Source organism: Nonomuraea sp. NPDC050556 (assembly GCF_044457355.1).
Lineage (GTDB): Bacteria > Actinomycetota > Actinomycetes > Streptosporangiales > Streptosporangiaceae > Nonomuraea.
Map to the genome: position 1 here is coordinate 286,678 of NZ_JBITGU010000008.1, position 15,009 is coordinate 301,686.

Here is a 15,009-nt window from a genome sequence, read left to right on the forward strand (position 1 = left end):
GCCGCGATGACTACTGAGACGGCGACGGCCCGCCCGGCGGGCCGTCCGCGTAGCGAGAAGGCGGAGCGGGCCATCCTCGAGGCGACGCTCGATCTGCTCGGCGAGGGCATCGGGGTGTCCGAGCTGTCCATCGAGGCGATCGCGGCGCGGGCAGGCGTGGGCAAGACCACGATCTACCGGCGCTGGTCCAACAAGGAGGACCTGGTCGTCGACGCGCTGGCCACGCTCAAGGCGCCGATGCCCGAGCTTGCGGGCAAGTCGGTGCGCGACGACCTGATCACCCTGCTGGAGGTCATGCGCAACGAGGCGGGCCAGGTCCGCACCCGGTGCGTCATGAACATCGCGATGAGCGAGTCCGACCGCTTTCCGCACCTCTTCGAACGGTTCAGGAAGATCGCGGTCGAGCCCCGCAGGGCGGCGATCAAGGCGGTTCTCGCGCGCGGTGTCGCCACCGGCGAGCTGAGGTCCGACCTGGACGTCGACCTGGCCATGGCGACCCTGTCCGGGTCGATGATCTACCAGACGAAGTGGGGCGGGGCAGAGGAGCTGAACGAGGATCTGTCAGCACGGATCATCGACCAGCTCTTCGCCGGTTTCGCCCCCTGAAGACACCTTCCAGAGAGAACCCTCTTCCCTTTTGAGGGAGGTCCTTCTTGTTGGGCGTTCTTGGTCGCAGAAGGCTCCTGTACGGCCTGGCCGTACAGGAGCCTTTTCACGTGCGGGTCAGCTCGCAGACCCCGTCGACGCACTCACGGCGCAACCGCCCCATCGAGAGCGTCTGCGCCAGCCCGATCGCCCAGCACGTGGGGCAGCCGCGCAGCGCCAGCACGCCGACCGGCGCGAGCAGCAGGCTGAGCGGCCCCACCACCGGCAGGAGCGCCAGCGCACCGGCGAGCGCCCCGAACCCCACCACGCCGCGCACCAGGTGGCGCGTCAGCGAGGCACTCGCGAAACTACGCTCAGCCATGCTCACCCCTCAGATCGCGGTGTACGGCGGCGCGGGCGCGGTGCAGCCGTGACTTCATGGCGGGCAGGCTGAGCCCGAGCGCGCCGGCCACCGCAGGGCCGCTGTAGCCCTGGACGTCACGCAGGATCAGGACCTGCCGCTGGTCGGCGGGCAGGTTCGCGATCGCGGCCGCGACCCTGCCCGCCTCCAGGCGGCGCAGCACCTCGTCCTCTGCGGACGGCAGGGCGACCTCGCGCACCGGAGGCGGCGGCATCAGGCGGGCCCGGCGCAGGCACTCGTTGCGCACGATGCGGAACATCCACGAGGCGAGCGCCGCCGCCGCCCGGAGCGCCCCGATCTTGCGATAAAGGATGATCAGGGCTTCCTGCGCCGCGTCCTCGGCGTCCTCGGGCGTGGCGCACAACGTGTGGGCGAACCGCCGGACGTGCGGGTGCGAGTAGGACACCAGCGCCGTGATCGACTCGACGTCCCCCGCCTGCGCGGCGACGACCAGGTCCTCGGCGGGCCAGGCCGGGCTAGCCACGACGGCGCCTGAGGACGACGACGGAGCACGTGCCGAGCAGCACGGCCGCAACGGCGACGACGATAACAACGGTCATGACAACCTCCATATCCGGGATTACACGGATAAGAGGGCTGGGGGTCAGCAAAGGATTCACATCTAGGCAGAACGTGAACAATGTTCTAGTCTCCGGGCCATGCCCCCCACCTTCCGCAGGATCGCGACCCTGGTCGCCCTGACCTTCGGCCTGCTGTTACCGGCGGCCGCCGCGCTCGCGCACGAGGAGCGTCCTGTGACGCTGCCCGACGGCTCGGGAACCGTACCGGCCCTCAGGTCCGCAGAACCCGACCTCCTGGTCTGCAAAGCTGATAAATCCGATTTCGAGCGGAGGATCGCCGCCTTCCCCGCCGACCTCAAACAGCGCAATCTTGACCTCTTCGCGAAATGTCAGGCGACCGGCTCCCGCCACCTGCAGGAAGCCGTCGACAAAGTCGACAAGCCCGGAATGACCATCGCCATCCTCCCAGGCCTCTACCAGGAGGAGCCCAGCCAGCCCCAGCCCACCGGCGACTGCGCCAAGCTCCCCGCCCGCTGGTCCAGCTGGGGCTACCAGATCCTCACCTTCGAGCAGCAGCAGGCCTGCCCGCACAACCAGAACCTCGTCGCCGTCCTCGGCAAGAAGGACCTGCAGATCGAGGGCACCGGCGCGGCCCCGCTCGACGTGGTGATCGACGCGCAGTACCGCAAGCTGAACGCCGTGCGCGCCGACCGCACCGACGGCATCTACTTCCGCAACTTCACCGCCCAGCGCACCACCTTCAACGGCCTGTACGTCCTGGAGTCCGACGGCTTCGTCATCGACAGGGTGCTCGGCCGCTGGACCGACGAGTACGGCTTCCTCACCTTCGCCAGCGACCACGGCCTCTACACCGACTGCGAGGCGTACGGCAACGGCGACGGCGGCCTGTACCCCGGCAGCGCCTCCAACCTCAACGACGGCAAGGGCCACGACGTCCCGCGCTACGCCATCGAGATCAAGGGCTGCAGGTCGCACGACAACGCCCTGGGCTACTCGGGTACGGCGGGCGACTCGATGTGGGTCCACGACAACGAGTTCTACGACAACATGGTCGGCGCCACGATGGACAGCCTGTGGCCCAGCCACCCCGGCCTGCCGCAGAACCACGCCAAGTTCGAGAACAACAAGATCTACAACAACAACCGCGACTACTACACCTTCACCCGCGACGGCACCTGCAAGAAGCCGCCCGCCGAGCGCGGCTACGAGAAGGGCGTCGTCTGCCCGCAGGTCGGCATCCCGCCGGGCACCGGGCTGCTGGTCGCGGGCGGCAACTACAACATCTTCAGGAACAACAACGTGACCGGCCACAAGCGCGCCGGGTTCCAGCTCTTCGGCGTGCCCGCGTTCATCCGCGGGGAGAGCGCGCTAGCCAAGCAGGCGGACACCTCGAACTTCAACCGCTACGAGGGCAACCGCTTCGACGGCAACGGCATCAACGTCTGGTGGGACGGCCAGGGCACAGGCAACTGCTGGCAGGGCGACGCGGGGGCGTCGACGCCGCGGGTGCTGCCCGCGTGCGCGGCCAGGGCGCCCGAGCTGTCCGGCGGGTCGAGCAGGTGGCTGGCGGAGCCGGTGAAGATCGCCAAGCTGTATCTGTGCGCCGACTTCAGCGCGACGCCGCAGGGGCTGCCCGCGGGGTGCGACTGGTTCGGGGCCGCCGGGTTCGGCAAGGTCGAGACCCAGCTCGCGCTGGGTGGGTCGCTGGTGCTGGCGCTGATCGCGCTGCTCCTGTGGCGGCGGCTGAGAGGCGGATGGCTGCTCGCGCTGGGCACGGTCGACGGGCTCATCGGGCTGGTGCTCGACGTCTGGGGCGCCGCGGCGGACAGCACGCTGATCGCCGGGATCGCGCTGGTGTTCATCGGGGCGTGGCTGCTCTGCGTGGGCGCGGTCGCCCGTGGGGCGCGGCCGGTGTTCGGGTGGTTCACGGTCCTGCTGGGGTTCCTGGCGCTGGCCGACGCCTTCGACCGGCTCGTGCACCTCATCCCGCTGATTCCCGTCGGTCCCGGCTGGATCCGTGGGTTGCTCACCGGGATCTGGGTGCTGTGGGCGGTCGTGGTGCTCGCGCCCCGGCGGCGCCTGGAACCCGCATGAGGCGGGTCCTCGTGCTGTGCCTCCTGCTCTCGGGGTGCGGGCCGCTGTCGGAGACCCATCACCGGCCCGGCAACAGCCACCAGGTGGCGACGGCGGCGCCGAGCCCGGGGGCGCCACACGCCGACATCGCGATCGCGGGCGGCCGGGTGTCGCCGCCGAGCGGGTGGCTGGAGGTGCGCAAGGGGGAGACCGTCTCGCTCACCGTCACCAGCGACGTGACCGACGAGCTGCACGTGCACGGTTACGACGTCGAGGCGGCGCTCACTCCCGGCAAACCCATCACCGTCACGATAAAGGCGGATATGACGGGGGTGTTCGAGGTGGAGACGCACGGCAGCAAGCTGGTGCTCATCCAGCTGGCGGTGCGATGAACGTTCTCGCGCACGGGGTCGGCAGCCGCAGTGACCTGCCGATCCCGGCGTTCTACGCCTACGCGGGCGCGATCGCCGCGCTCGTGGTGTCGTTCCTGGCGCTCGGGCTGCTGTGGGCGGACTCGCGCTTCCGCGGCGAGGCGGCCGGGCGGGTGTTGCCGTGGAAGGCGCCGTCGCTGCGCTGGGTCGGCGCGGTGGCGCTGCTCTTCACGGCCGGGTGGCTGCTCGCGCCGGACGACGGCAACGCCGCGCCGTACCTCGTGTATGTGCTCTTCTGGGTGGGGCTGGTGCCCGCTTCGCTGCTGTTCGGCCCGGTCTGGCGTTCCTTGAACCCCTTCCGGTTACTCCCGGATCGGCCGCGCCTGCCGTTGAAAGTGGGCTATTGGCCTGCCGCGCTGGGTCTGTTCGCCTTCACGTGGATGGAGCTCGTCTCGCCGGAGCCGGCCGCCCGCTCGACGCTGGCGATCCTTCTCGTGGTGTACGGCGCGGCCCAGACCGTGGGCGTCCTCGTGTACGGCCACGCCTGGCTGGAACGCGGTGACCCGTTCGAGGTCTACTCCACGCTGATCGGCCACCTGGCCGTGCTCGGCCGCCGCTCCGACGGGTCGGTCGTGCTGCGCAGCCCCTTGAACGGCCTCGACGCGATCGCGCCCGCTCCCGGGCTGGTCGCCGCGGTGTGCGTGCTGCTCGGGAGCACCGGGTACGACGGCTTCTCCAACGCGCCCGCCTGGGTCGACGCCCTGCAGACCGGCCCGCTGGGGCGGACGGGGCTCGGCACGCTCGGGCTCCTCGCGGCGATCCTGCTGGTCGGGCTTCTCTACGCGGCCTGTCTGGGACTGGCAGGGGTGATCGGCGGGCGTAAGGGGCTGGCGGGGGCGTTCGCGCACTCGCTGGTGCCGATCGCGATCGGTTACCTGATCGCGCACTACTTCTCGCTGTTCGCCATCGAGGGGCAGCGGGCGGTGATCCTCGGGTTCCGGCTTCCGCTCGTCGTGAACACGGAGGTGGTGAGCGCGGGCACGATCGCGACCGTCCAGGTGCTCGCGATCATCGCGGGGCACGTGCTGGGCGTGGTCGCGGCGCACGACAGGTCGGTACGGCTGCTGCCGTACGGGCGGGCGGTCGCGGGGCAGATCCCGCTGTTCCTGCTGATGGTCTGCTACACCATCGGCGGGCTGACCTTACTGTTTGCCACATGAGACGTATTCCGGTGCAGCAGCGCAGCGTCGAGCGGGTGAACCAGATGCTCGACGTGGCGGCGGAGCTGCTCGACGAGGGCGGATACGACGCGCTCAGCACCCGGACCGTGGCGGCGCGCTCCGGGTTGCCCATCGGGACCATCTACCGCTTCTTCCACGACAAGAGAGGCCTGGCCGACGCTCTGGCTCACCGCAACCTGGAACGCTTCCTGGCCAGGATCGCGGACGGCCTCGACGAGGTGACCACCTGGGAGCCTCTGGTCGACCTGGTGGTGGACGAGTACCTGGACATGAAGGCCCACGTGCCCGGGTTCGCGGTGATGGACTTCGGCGCGAGCGCCGAGGTGGCCGACGCCCTGGCCACGGTGCTCGCCCCCCGCCTGGGCCTCCCTGACGACGAACGGCTCCGCCGTACCCTGCTGACCGCCGTGGAGGCGGCGGACGGGCTGCTCCGCGCCCACCACGCCGACCCCCTGATGGTCGCCGAGACCAAGGACCTCCTCCACGCCTACCTGTCCCGCAAGCTCCCCTGAGCGAGGACCTCGTGGAGGACGTGGCGGGCGTTGGCGGAGATGACGGGGTTGGTGGTGCGGTAATACGGGAGCTGGATCGCGGCCATCGAGAGGGCCCAGCCGCGGCCCCTCGCCCACGTGGCGTCGTCCACGTCCACCTCCGCGCGGAACACCTCGCGGGCGTGGGTGGGCAGGAGGCCCCAGGCGGGGATCAGGTCGCAGGCCGGGTCGCCGACACCCGCGGTCGAGAAGTCGATCACGGCCGCGAGCCGGGCGTCGCGGACCAGCAGGTTGCTGGGCATCAGGTCGGAGTGGACCCACACCGGCGGGCCGGTCCAGGGATCGGCGGACAGGGACTCCTGCCAGGCCGCCTCCAACGCCACCGCGTCGAAGCTCTCACCCAGCTGGGTGATCGCGTCCCTGGTCGCGGTGTCGACCCTCGACAGCGGGACGCCGCGGTACGCGGGCGGCCCACCGGCGACGTCGGCCTTGCGCAGGGTCCTGACGAAGCCCGCCAGGTCGCGGGCCAGTTGCGTCGGTGCCACCACCCGCCCCTCCACCGGGTTGACCCCCTCGATCCACCGGTGCACCGACCACGGCCACGGATACCCCTCGCCTGGCGCGCCGATCCCCACGACCTCGGGAATCGCCACCGGCAGCAGCGGCGCCAGCGCCGGCAGCCACCTGCGCTCCTTCTCCAGGTCCTTCGTCCCGCCCTCGGTCAGCGGCAGCCGTACCGTCAGCAGGGACCCCAGCCGGTAGACGGCATTGACCGTCCCGCCCGACTCGAGCCGGGAGATCGGCAGGTCACTCCACTGCGGAAACGACCGGCGCACCAGCCGCCGGACGAGAGCGGCGTCGGTGTCCACCTCGTCGTCGTGCAGCCGCCCCATCAGACGCTCTCACGCCACCGGTTGGTGATCGGCAGCCGCCGGTCCCGCCCGAAGTTCTTCGGCGTGATCTTCGGGCCCGGCGGATATTGGCGGCGTTTGTACTCGGCCACGTCGACCAGCCGGATGATCCGGGCCACCAGCTCCGCGTCGTGCCCGGCCGCGATGAGCTCGGCCGAGCCCATGTCCTTCTCCACGTAGTCGTCCAGCAGCCGGTCGAGGACCTCGTACGGCGGCAGCGAGTCCGTGTCGCGCTGGTCGGGCCGCAGCTCTGCGCTGGGCTCCTTGGTGATGGAGTTCTCCGGGATCGGCGCGGCGCAGTCGAGCAGGAACGACGGGTCGGTGTGGGCGTTGCGCCACCGCGACAGCTCCCACACCATCGTCTTCGGCACGTCCTTGATCGGCGCGAACCCGCCGGCCGAGTCGCCGTAGAGGGTGGAGTAGCCGGTCGCCAGCTCGCTCTTGTTGCCCGTGGTCAGCACCAGGTGCCCGTGCTCGTTCGACAGGCCCATGAGGATCATGCCGCGCACCCGCGCCTGGAGGTTCTCCGCCGACAGGCCGCTCAGCGCGATCTCCTTCTCGAAGGCGGTCACGATGTCGGCGATCGGCACGATCCTGGAGTTGACGCCCTGCCTGCGCACGAGCTCCTCGGCGTCGCCCAGCGAGTGGTCGGAGGAGTAGCGCGAGGGCATCATCGCCACGTGCACCCGCGAGGGCCCGATCGCGTCCGAGGCGATGGTGGCGGTCAGCGCCGAGTCGATGCCGCCGGAAAGGCCCAGGATGACCGACTGGAAGCCGTTCTTGGCGACGTAGTCGCGGACGGCGAGCACCAGCGCCGAGTAGACCTCCCCGGCGTCGTCGAGCCGTTCCGCGATCGGCGCGGGCGTGGGCTCACTGGAGAGAGGCGCCGACGACAGCACCTCCCGCTCGACGGTGATCGTCGTGCCGTCGCCCGCGTCGTAGGCGGCAGGCTCGACGGGAGCCGTGGCGAGGGGCAGGTCGAGGTCCACGACGAGCAGCTCGGAGCGGAACTGCCCGGCCCGCGCCACCAGCTCGCCCGAAGCGCTGACGACCAGCGAGTCGCCGTCGAAGACCAGCTCGTCCTGCCCGCCGAACTGGTTGACGTAGGCGAGGGCGCACCCGGCCTCGCGTGCCCGGCGCGCGACCAGTTCGAGCCGCACGTCGTCCTTGTCCCGCTCGTACGGCGAGGCGTTCGGCACGACGAGCAGCCCGGCGCCCGCCCGCCCGACCACGGCGACGGGCCCGCCCTCCTGCCACAGGTCCTCGCAGACGGCGATGGCGACGTCCACCCCGTGCAGGCGGAAGATCGGCAGCCGGTCGCCGCGCACGAAGTAGCGGTACTCGTCGAAGACGCCGTAGTTGGGCAGGTGATGCTTGGCCGTACGCATGAGGACCCTGCCCTCGTACAGGACGGCCGCCGCGTCCAGCGGCGCGCCCTTGGGCTGCCCCACGCGGGGCGCGAGCCCGGCGCGGTCGACGTAGCCGACCACCACGGGCAGCCCGCCCAGCCCTTCCTCGGCCAGCCGCCTGGCGGCCGACGCCACGGTGGCGATGCTGGCGTCCACGAACGACGTGCGCAGCACCAGGTCCTCGACCGGATAGCCGGTGAGGAACATCTCGGTGAAGACGACCAGGTGCGCGCCGCGCTCGGCCGCCTGGCGGGTCCTGTCGAGGAGCAGGTCGGCGTTGCCGGACAGGTCGCCGACCGCAGGGTTGTCTTGGGCTAGGGCTATGCGCAGGTAGGCCACACAAGTAGCCTAGTACTCCAGCTTTCTTATCGTCAAACAGACGATAAGGGGAGTGTCGCCTTCACCCTGGTCCCGCCTCCCGCGCGCGGCAGGATCGCGCACGAGCCGCCCAGCTCCGCCGCGCGCTCGCGCATCGAGGCGAACCCCACGCTGGACTCCGCGCCGGAGGGCACGCCGACCCCGTCGTCCTCCACCCGCACCGCCAGCCCGGCGGCGGTCCTGCGCAGCGACACCCGCACCCAGGAGGCCCGCGCGTGCTTGGCCGCGTTGGTCAGCGCCTCCTGCGCGATGCGGTAGGCGGCCGTCTCGACGACGGCGGGCAGCCCCTCCAGGTCGCCGCGCGTCTCCACCACGACGCCTGGACCGGCCAGCGCGCGCACCGCCCCGGCCAGCCCGAGCTGCTCCAGCGTCGGCGGGCTCAGCCCGTAGACGAGCTCGCGCACCTCCTGCGCCACCTCGTTCATGCCCTCGCGCAGGTCGCCCAGGAGCCGGTCGGCGGCGCCGGGCGAGTCCCCGGCCCTGGCGAGCGACATCGACATCCCGGCCAGCGCCTGGCCCAGCCCGTCGTGCAGGTCGCGGCGCAGCCTGCGCCGCTCCTCCTCGCGCGCGGTCAGGATGCGCTCGCGCGAGCGCTGCAGGTCGGCCGACATCCTGACCGCGTGCGCGACGTCGGAGAGGTACGGCGCGGCCGCCGCGACCAGCCGCTCGGTGTAGTCGCGCGAGAACCTGCGCGCCCCCTGCGGCCCGACCAGCAGCGTGCCGACCGGCTCGCCGTGCCACACCAACGGCACGGCCCGCGGCGCGTCGCCGAGCTCGCCGGAGACGGCGCGCCGCCCGCCGAGCACCTCCACGGCGACGCCGGTGGCGCCGAGCCCGTCCCTGGTGACCTCGGTGACCGCGGCGAGCGCGGTGACCGGGTCGCCGTCACGCACCTCGTCGGCCAGCCGCGCGGTCAACCGGCGGGGATCGCCGTGCGTGCCGTACATGGCGCGGTCGACCAGGCGGCGCAGCCGTACGTGAAGGGGGTGGAAGAACGCGCCGGTGGCGACGGCTGCCAGGAGCCCGGCGGCGTGGTCGTACCCGGCGACGAAAACGCTGGCGGCGCCGGTCACGGCCAGGTAAGCCGCGCCGACGGCGGCCAGCAGGCCACCGGCCACCAGCGCCCGCCCGATCAGCTCGTCGAAGTCGAACAGCCGGTAACGCAGCACGGAGAAGGCGATCGCGACCGGGATCAGCGCCGTCGCGACCACCAGCGCGGCCCACCACCCCGGCCCGGCCAGGAGGCACACGACATACGCGGAGAACGCCGCCAGCGGCCACGCGATCTGCCGCCTGACGACGGGGTCGGCGCCGCGCAGCCGCAGAACCATCGAGACCAGCGCGGACACGATCAGCGCCTGCAGCGCCCAGAAGACCCCCTGGTGAAGCGCCTCGGAGAAGGGGAAGTCGACAGCGAGCGGGTTGGCGATCACGACAGGGTACGGATAACCGTCCAGGCTCGGGTCGGGACGCAGCAGCGATCTGACGACCTCCACCAGCGTCACCACGACGGCCAGGACGGACACGGGCAGCCAGCGCCTCGACGGCAGCCGCCCGTCGGGAGCGAACAGCGGCAGCAGTACGGCCAGCAGCGCCCCGCCCGCCGCCCACCCGGTCGCGCCGACGTTGCGCAGCACCCCGGCCAGCTCCATCTGGCCCGACGCCGCCGCCTGCAGCATGCCCGCCTTGCCCGCCACGTTGAGCGCGCAGGCCAGCCCGCCCCAGCACATCAGCCACGCCAGCACGTGCCTGGGCCGCTGGAGCACCAGGAACGCGCCCACCACCGGAAACGTCAGCCCGGCAGGGACGTCGGCGGCCATCGGCACCTCGGGCCGCCACGCGAGCGGCAGCCCGAACTGCACCACGAGCCCGGCGACGGTCAGGCATACGGACACGACCGCGAGCACCGCCGCGACCGCGACCCCCCGCACGGCCGCCATCCGCTGAGGAACCCCTAACAAAAAGACCTCCCCCACACATCTCTCCCCTCAAAAGGGAGAGAGGGGCATAGACGGGAGGGTCTCCCCCCTGGGGCTTTCTGGGCGCTCTCGAAGTGAGGGTTCATTCTGTTAGGAGCCCGCCCCCGGCTTGATCAGCCCGCTCTCGTAGGCGGCCACGACGAGCTGCGCCCGGTCGAACAGCCCCAGGTGCTCCAGCAGCCCCGCGACGGTCGCGGCGACGGCGGGGTCGGGCAGCGCGAGCGTCTGCGCGATCTGCCGGTTCGTCATGCCGCGCGCCACCAGCTTCAGCACGTCGAGCTGCGCGTCGGCCAGCCCGGCCAGCGCCGGGGGAGCGCCGGGGTCGGTGCGCCCGGCGAACGCCGAGATGATCCGCGTCGTCACCGCCGGATCGATCAGCGCGTCACCGGCGGCCGCGGCGCGCATCGCGGCCACGAGCTGCTCGGGCGGCGACGTCTTGAGCACGAACCCGCTCACCCCGGCCCGCAGCGCGGCGTAGAGGTTCTCGTCGGTGCCGAACGTGGTCATCATGACGACCTTCGGCGGGTTCTTCTCCGCCAGGATCCTGCGCGCCGCGGTGAGCCCGTCCAGCCTGGGCATCTGGATGTCGAGCAGCACGAGGTCGGGCGCGGTCTCGCCGACCACCGTGATGGCCTGCTCGCCGTCCCTGGCCTCACCGGCGAACTCCAGCCCAGGCTCGCTGTCCAGGACCACCCTCAAGCCGGTACGCACCAGAGCCTGATCGTCGGCCACCACGACCCGCAGCGTGCCCGCCTCGCGTTGGGCTTCGACCTCCACCGGGGGGAGGTCGAGCCGCTGGGCCAGCATGTCGGCCTCCAGCCGCTGCAGCACCGCCGACAGGTCGAGCCCCAGCTCGTCCCGCCACACCCCCCTGGCCCTGCGCAGCGCGGCCAGCGCGTCGCCCTGCCGCCCGGTCCGGTAGAGCCCCAGCGCCAGGAGCCGCCACGCCTCCTCGCGCAGCGGGTGCGCCGCCGCGTGCGCCTCCAGGTCGGCGACCATCGACGTCGCCCTACCGAGCCGCAGCCCGGCGTCGGCGCGCCGCTCGACGGCGACGAGCCGGAGCTCCTCCAGCCGCCCCGCCTCGGTGGCCGCCCACGGCAGGTCGGCGAACTCGGCCAGCGCCGGTCCGCGCCACAGATCGAGGGCCGTCTCCATGGCGGTCCACACCTGCTCGGGGCCGCCGTCCGCCTTGACCAGCGCCTCGAACCGCCAGGAGTCGACGTGGCCGTCCTCGGTGCGCAACGCGTAGCCGGGCGGCGCGGACACCAGCACCTCGGCCTCCTGCCGCGGCGCGCGGTCGGGCTCCAGGGCGCGGCGCAGCCGGGAGACGTACCCCTGGACGGTCGACAGCGCCTGCGCGGGCGGGTTGCCCGGCCACAGCTCGTCGATGATCGTGTTCACCGGCACGGCCCTGCCCCTGGCGACCAGGAGCCGGGCGAGCACCGCCATCTGCCGCTGCCCCCCGAGATCCAGGGGGGCGTCGTCGTGCCATGCCTGGAACGGTCCCAGCACGTTGAACCTGACTCCGACGTCAGAGCGGTAGGTCTGCCTGGACAACCGTTCCGCCTCCTTCCGCTTGTCTGACTGTGCAGGTGCCGCCGAGCTCGGCGGCGCGCTCGCGCATGGACGCCAGCCCCACCCCTGGCCGCGCGTCCGGGGGCAGGCCCCGGCCGTCGTCGGCCACGGTGATGCGCAGGCGGTCGTCCTCGCGGTCGAGCGCGATCGTCATGGTGGTCGCCCCGGAGTGTTTGTGGGCGTTCGTGATGGCTTCCTGGATGATGCGGTAGGCGGCGACCTCGACGGCGGCGGGCAGCCCGCTGACCTCGCCCGACGTGCGGACCGCCAGCCCGGTCAGGTCCTCGATCGCCGCCGCCAGGCCCAGCTCGTCGAGCGCGGGCGGGCGCAGCCCGTAGACCAGCAGTTTGATGTCGCCGTTGACCGCGTCCATGCCCTCGCGCAGGTCGGCGAGCAGCCGCTCGGCCTGCTCCGGCGAGGCCCGCATGGTCAGCCGGGCCGCGTTGATCGACATCGCCATGCCGGTGAGCGACTGGCCGAGCCCGTCGTGCAGGTCGCGGCGGAGCCTGCGCCGCTCCTCCTCGCGCGCGGCCAGGATGCGCTCGCGGGACCGTTGCAGAGCGGCCACCAGGTGCACGGCGTGCGCGGCGTCGGCGATGAACGGGGTCAGCGTGGCGATCACCCGCTCGTCGTGCGCGGCGGGGAACCTGCGCCGGTCGGGCGCGCCGATGAGCAGCAGCCCGACGGGCTCGCCGTGCCACACGAGCGGCACGCTCCTGGCCGCCTCGCCCACGGTGCCCGACTCGATCGTGCCCACGGCTGCGCCGGTCACGGAGAGGCCCTCGCGCAGCACGTCGAGGGTGGCGAGCAGCCCGTGCTCCGGGTCGGCGTGCTGCAGCCGCCGCCTGGCCAGCGCGGCCAGCGCCGTCGGGTCGCCGGTGCTGCCGTACAGGAGCCGGTCGACGCCGCGCTGCAGGGTCCTGCGCATCGGGGCGAAGAACGCGCCGGCGAAGAGCGCCGCGGCCAGCCCCGCCATGCGGTCGACGCCGGACAGGAACAGGCTGGAGGCCGCTCCTGCCGCGAAGTAGACGCCCGCGACCGCCACGGCCAGGCCGGAGCCGACCAGCGCCCTGCTGATCAGCGTGTCGATGCCGAACAGCCGGTAGCGCATCACCGCCACGGCGATGGCGGCCGGGATCAGCGGGATGACCAGCGTCGCCGTCCACCAGATCGGGTCGCCCACCACCCACGGGATCAGCAGGCCTGGCAACACCACGAGGATCCAGAGCAGTTGCCGCCGCTCGACCGGCCCGCCCCGGTGGAACCGTACGGCCAGCGAGACGAACGCCAGCACCATGGCCAGCGACTGCAGAGCGTGCCCCGCCTCCCTGACCGGGGGCAGCCCGGCGAGCTTGCCCGCCCAGTCGATCGCCACCGACGCCACCGCCACGGCGACCACCCAGCGCCAGCGCGGCGAGGGCAGCCGTCCCGTCGGGTAGAGCAGCGGCAGCAGGACGCCGAGCGTGAGCGAGCAGGCGTTCCAGGTGAGCGTGACGATCGGCCAGTGGGAGGGCGGGTCGCCGAGCAGGTGGGCGGTGTTGGCGGCCAGGATGTTCGCGGCGGCGCTGAACCCGCCGAGGCACAGCAGCCACCCGATGACCAGGCGCGGCCTGCTGTAGACGAGGACCGCGCCGAACAGCGGGAACGCGGTGCCCGCCATGTCCTCAGGGGCGAACGGCAGCGGCGTGTACGGCGAGTGCGGCAACTGGGCGGTGACCCAGATGTCGGCTATCTCGAGAACGACGGAAAGCGCGGCGATACCGATCGCCGCGCCCCTCGCCACCTGTGCTTTCCCCATGACTGAACGGGAAGATATCGGGAAAAAGCCACAATCGAATTAACTTTCGTTCAACGCGGCCCGCCTGCGGATCGCCGGGGCCAGCGCGACCATGCCCACGGCGGAGACCAGGCCGATGCCGCCGATGGAGAACCACAACGTCTTGGGCCCGACGTCCAGCAGCCTGCTGCCGACCAGCGGAGCCAGCACCGACGCCAGCGACCAGGCGAAGCCGAACAGCCCCGAGTAGCGCCCGCGCAGGTGGGCGGGGGCGAGCGCGGCCACGATCGTGCCCGCGATGCCCGCCGTGACGATCTCGCCGATCGTCCACACCGCGATCGTCGCGGCCAGCCACACGGGCGAGCTGACGAACGCGGTCAGCGCGAACCCGCCGCCCATCACCGCCACGCCCAGCGCGAACGTCAGCGACAGGTCCCTGCGTCCCAGCCAGTCGGAGACCAGCGGTTGCACCACCACGATGAGCACGCCGTTCAGCGCCATCGCCAGGCCGAACTCGCCCAGCCCCATCACCTTGGCCATCGCCACCGGCAGCATGGTGACGGTCTGCAGGTAGACCAGCGCGTTTCCGAGGATGACCAGGGTGAAGGCGACCATGACCCGGTCGCGCAGCACCACGCCGAACCCGCCCTCCTGCTCGGCCACCTCCGGCTTGGTCTCCGGTACGGCACGCCACACCAGGACGGCGAAGACGACGCTGGAGATCGCGTCGATCCAGAACAGCAGCGCGAACCCCTGCTGGGCGAGCCAGCCGCCGCCCGTCATGCCCACGGCGTACCCGAGGTTGATGGCCCAGAACAGCAGGCCGTACGCCCTGGGCCGCTCGGCCGGCGAGACGAGGTCGGCCACCAGCGCGTTGGAGGCGGGCCGGTAGGCGTCGACGACCAGGCCGAGCACGAACATCGACGCCATGATCGCCGGAAGCGTCGTGGAGAACCCCAGCGCCAGCATGGTCGCGGCGGTGGCCAGCATGCTGCCCGCCAGCGTGGCCCTGCGGCCGATCCGGTCGGCCAGGACGCCCGCCAGGAGCTGCGAGGCCAGCGAGCCAGCGCCGAACACCGCCATGACCAGCCCGGCCGCGCCGAGCGACAGGCCGCGCGCCTGGGTCAGGTACACGCCGGTGAACGGCAGGACCATGGTGCCGAGCCGGTTCACCAGGGTTCCGGTCCACAGCGCCCAGAACGGTTTGGGCAGGCCGCCTACTTTGGCCTGCAGGAAGGTCGCGGTGCTCATGGGGA

General features: G+C 71.9%; 13 protein-coding genes. 5 read left to right on the forward strand and 8 right to left on the reverse strand.

Annotation, left to right across the window (positions count from 1 at the left end; translation table 11 throughout):
* Positions 1–6 precede the first annotated feature (6 nt).
* Positions 7–606: a TetR/AcrR family transcriptional regulator gene (locus tag ACIBG8_RS53565; protein ID WP_397351161.1), complete on the forward strand. Its 600-nt coding sequence runs from the start codon at positions 7–9 to the stop codon at positions 604–606.
* A gap of 106 nt (positions 607–712) precedes the next feature.
* On the opposite strand, the gene ACIBG8_RS53570 is transcribed toward ACIBG8_RS53565, so the two are convergent.
* A complete protein-coding gene (locus ACIBG8_RS53570) occupies positions 713–967 on the reverse strand; it encodes a hypothetical protein (RefSeq protein ID WP_397351162.1) in 255 nt (84 codons plus the stop codon).
* A complete protein-coding gene (locus tag ACIBG8_RS53575; RefSeq protein ID WP_397351163.1) occupies positions 960–1,490 on the reverse strand; it encodes an RNA polymerase sigma factor in 531 nt (176 codons plus the stop codon). Before ACIBG8_RS53575 ends, ACIBG8_RS53570 begins: the two co-directional genes overlap by 8 nt.
* Before the next feature lie 175 nt (positions 1,491–1,665).
* Here ACIBG8_RS53575 and ACIBG8_RS53580 point away from each other — a divergent pair, with 175 nt between their 5' ends.
* Genes ACIBG8_RS53580 through ACIBG8_RS53595 form a run of 4 tightly spaced genes read left to right on the forward strand, consistent with a single transcriptional unit; the run spans position 1,666 to position 5,745 of the window.
* Positions 1,666–3,642: a hypothetical protein gene (locus ACIBG8_RS53580; protein WP_397351164.1), complete on the forward strand. Its 1,977-nt coding sequence runs from the start codon at positions 1,666–1,668 to the stop codon at positions 3,640–3,642.
* Entirely contained in the window at positions 3,639–4,013 is a 375-nt protein-coding gene (locus ACIBG8_RS53585; protein ID WP_397351165.1) for a hypothetical protein, read from the forward strand. The genes ACIBG8_RS53580 and ACIBG8_RS53585 overlap by 4 nt, the downstream gene beginning before the upstream one ends.
* Positions 4,010–5,212, forward strand: a complete 1,203-nt coding sequence (locus ACIBG8_RS53590; RefSeq protein WP_397351166.1) for a hypothetical protein — start codon at positions 4,010–4,012, stop codon at positions 5,210–5,212. Before ACIBG8_RS53585 ends, ACIBG8_RS53590 begins: the two co-directional genes overlap by 4 nt.
* Positions 5,209–5,745, forward strand: a complete 537-nt coding sequence (locus ACIBG8_RS53595) for a TetR/AcrR family transcriptional regulator (RefSeq protein WP_397351167.1) — start codon at positions 5,209–5,211, stop codon at positions 5,743–5,745. The genes ACIBG8_RS53590 and ACIBG8_RS53595 overlap by 4 nt, the downstream gene beginning before the upstream one ends.
* Here ACIBG8_RS53595 and ACIBG8_RS53600 read toward each other — a convergent pair.
* From ACIBG8_RS53600 to ACIBG8_RS53625, 6 genes are all read right to left on the reverse strand, one after another.
* Complete coding sequence (locus ACIBG8_RS53600) at positions 5,721–6,617, reverse strand: aminoglycoside phosphotransferase family protein (RefSeq protein ID WP_397351168.1); 897 nt, start codon at positions 6,615–6,617, stop codon at positions 5,721–5,723. The two genes, ACIBG8_RS53595 and ACIBG8_RS53600, sit on opposite strands and share 25 nt — an antisense overlap.
* Positions 6,617–8,383, reverse strand: coding sequence for an NAD+ synthase (locus ACIBG8_RS53605; protein ID WP_397351169.1), 1,767 nt, complete (start codon positions 8,381–8,383; stop codon positions 6,617–6,619). Before ACIBG8_RS53605 ends, ACIBG8_RS53600 begins: the two co-directional genes overlap by 1 nt.
* A 32-nt stretch (positions 8,384–8,415) precedes the next feature.
* On the reverse strand, positions 8,416–10,362 hold the full coding sequence (locus ACIBG8_RS53610; RefSeq protein WP_397351170.1) for a sensor histidine kinase: 1,947 nt from the start codon (positions 10,360–10,362) through the stop codon (positions 8,416–8,418).
* Positions 10,363–10,491: 129 nt separating this feature from the next.
* Positions 10,492–11,958, reverse strand: coding sequence for a BTAD domain-containing putative transcriptional regulator (locus ACIBG8_RS53615; RefSeq protein ID WP_397351171.1), 1,467 nt, complete (start codon positions 11,956–11,958; stop codon positions 10,492–10,494).
* A complete protein-coding gene (locus ACIBG8_RS53620; protein WP_397351173.1) occupies positions 11,933–13,774 on the reverse strand; it encodes an ATP-binding protein in 1,842 nt (613 codons plus the stop codon). The genes ACIBG8_RS53615 and ACIBG8_RS53620 overlap by 26 nt, the downstream gene beginning before the upstream one ends.
* 39 nt (positions 13,775–13,813) lie before the next feature.
* Complete coding sequence (locus tag ACIBG8_RS53625) at positions 13,814–15,004, reverse strand: MDR family MFS transporter (protein WP_397351174.1); 1,191 nt, start codon at positions 15,002–15,004, stop codon at positions 13,814–13,816.
* Positions 15,005–15,009: the final 5 nt, after the last annotated feature.

Bases quoted from the DNA above. Each gene is read 5' to 3' on its own strand.
- ACIBG8_RS53565 (WP_397351161.1), top strand. From the start codon at position 7: ATGACTACTGAGACGGCGACGGCCCGCCCGGCGGGCCGTCCGCGTAGC.
- ACIBG8_RS53570 (WP_397351162.1), bottom strand. From the start codon at position 967: ATGGCTGAGCGTAGTTTCGCGAGTGCCTCGCTGACGCGCCACCTGGTG.
- ACIBG8_RS53580 (WP_397351164.1), top strand. From the start codon at position 1,666: ATGCCCCCCACCTTCCGCAGGATCGCGACCCTGGTCGCCCTGACCTTC.
- ACIBG8_RS53585 (WP_397351165.1), top strand. From the start codon at position 3,639: ATGAGGCGGGTCCTCGTGCTGTGCCTCCTGCTCTCGGGGTGCGGGCCG.
- ACIBG8_RS53590 (WP_397351166.1), top strand. From the start codon at position 4,010: ATGAACGTTCTCGCGCACGGGGTCGGCAGCCGCAGTGACCTGCCGATC.
- ACIBG8_RS53595 (WP_397351167.1), top strand. From the start codon at position 5,209: ATGAGACGTATTCCGGTGCAGCAGCGCAGCGTCGAGCGGGTGAACCAG.
- ACIBG8_RS53600 (WP_397351168.1), bottom strand. From the start codon at position 6,617: ATGGGGCGGCTGCACGACGACGAGGTGGACACCGACGCCGCTCTCGTC.
- ACIBG8_RS53610 (WP_397351170.1), bottom strand. From the start codon at position 10,362: ATGGCGGCCGTGCGGGGGGTCGCGGTCGCGGCGGTGCTCGCGGTCGTG.
- ACIBG8_RS53620 (WP_397351173.1), bottom strand. From the start codon at position 13,774: ATGGGGAAAGCACAGGTGGCGAGGGGCGCGGCGATCGGTATCGCCGCG.
- ACIBG8_RS53625 (WP_397351174.1), bottom strand. From the start codon at position 15,004: ATGAGCACCGCGACCTTCCTGCAGGCCAAAGTAGGCGGCCTGCCCAAA.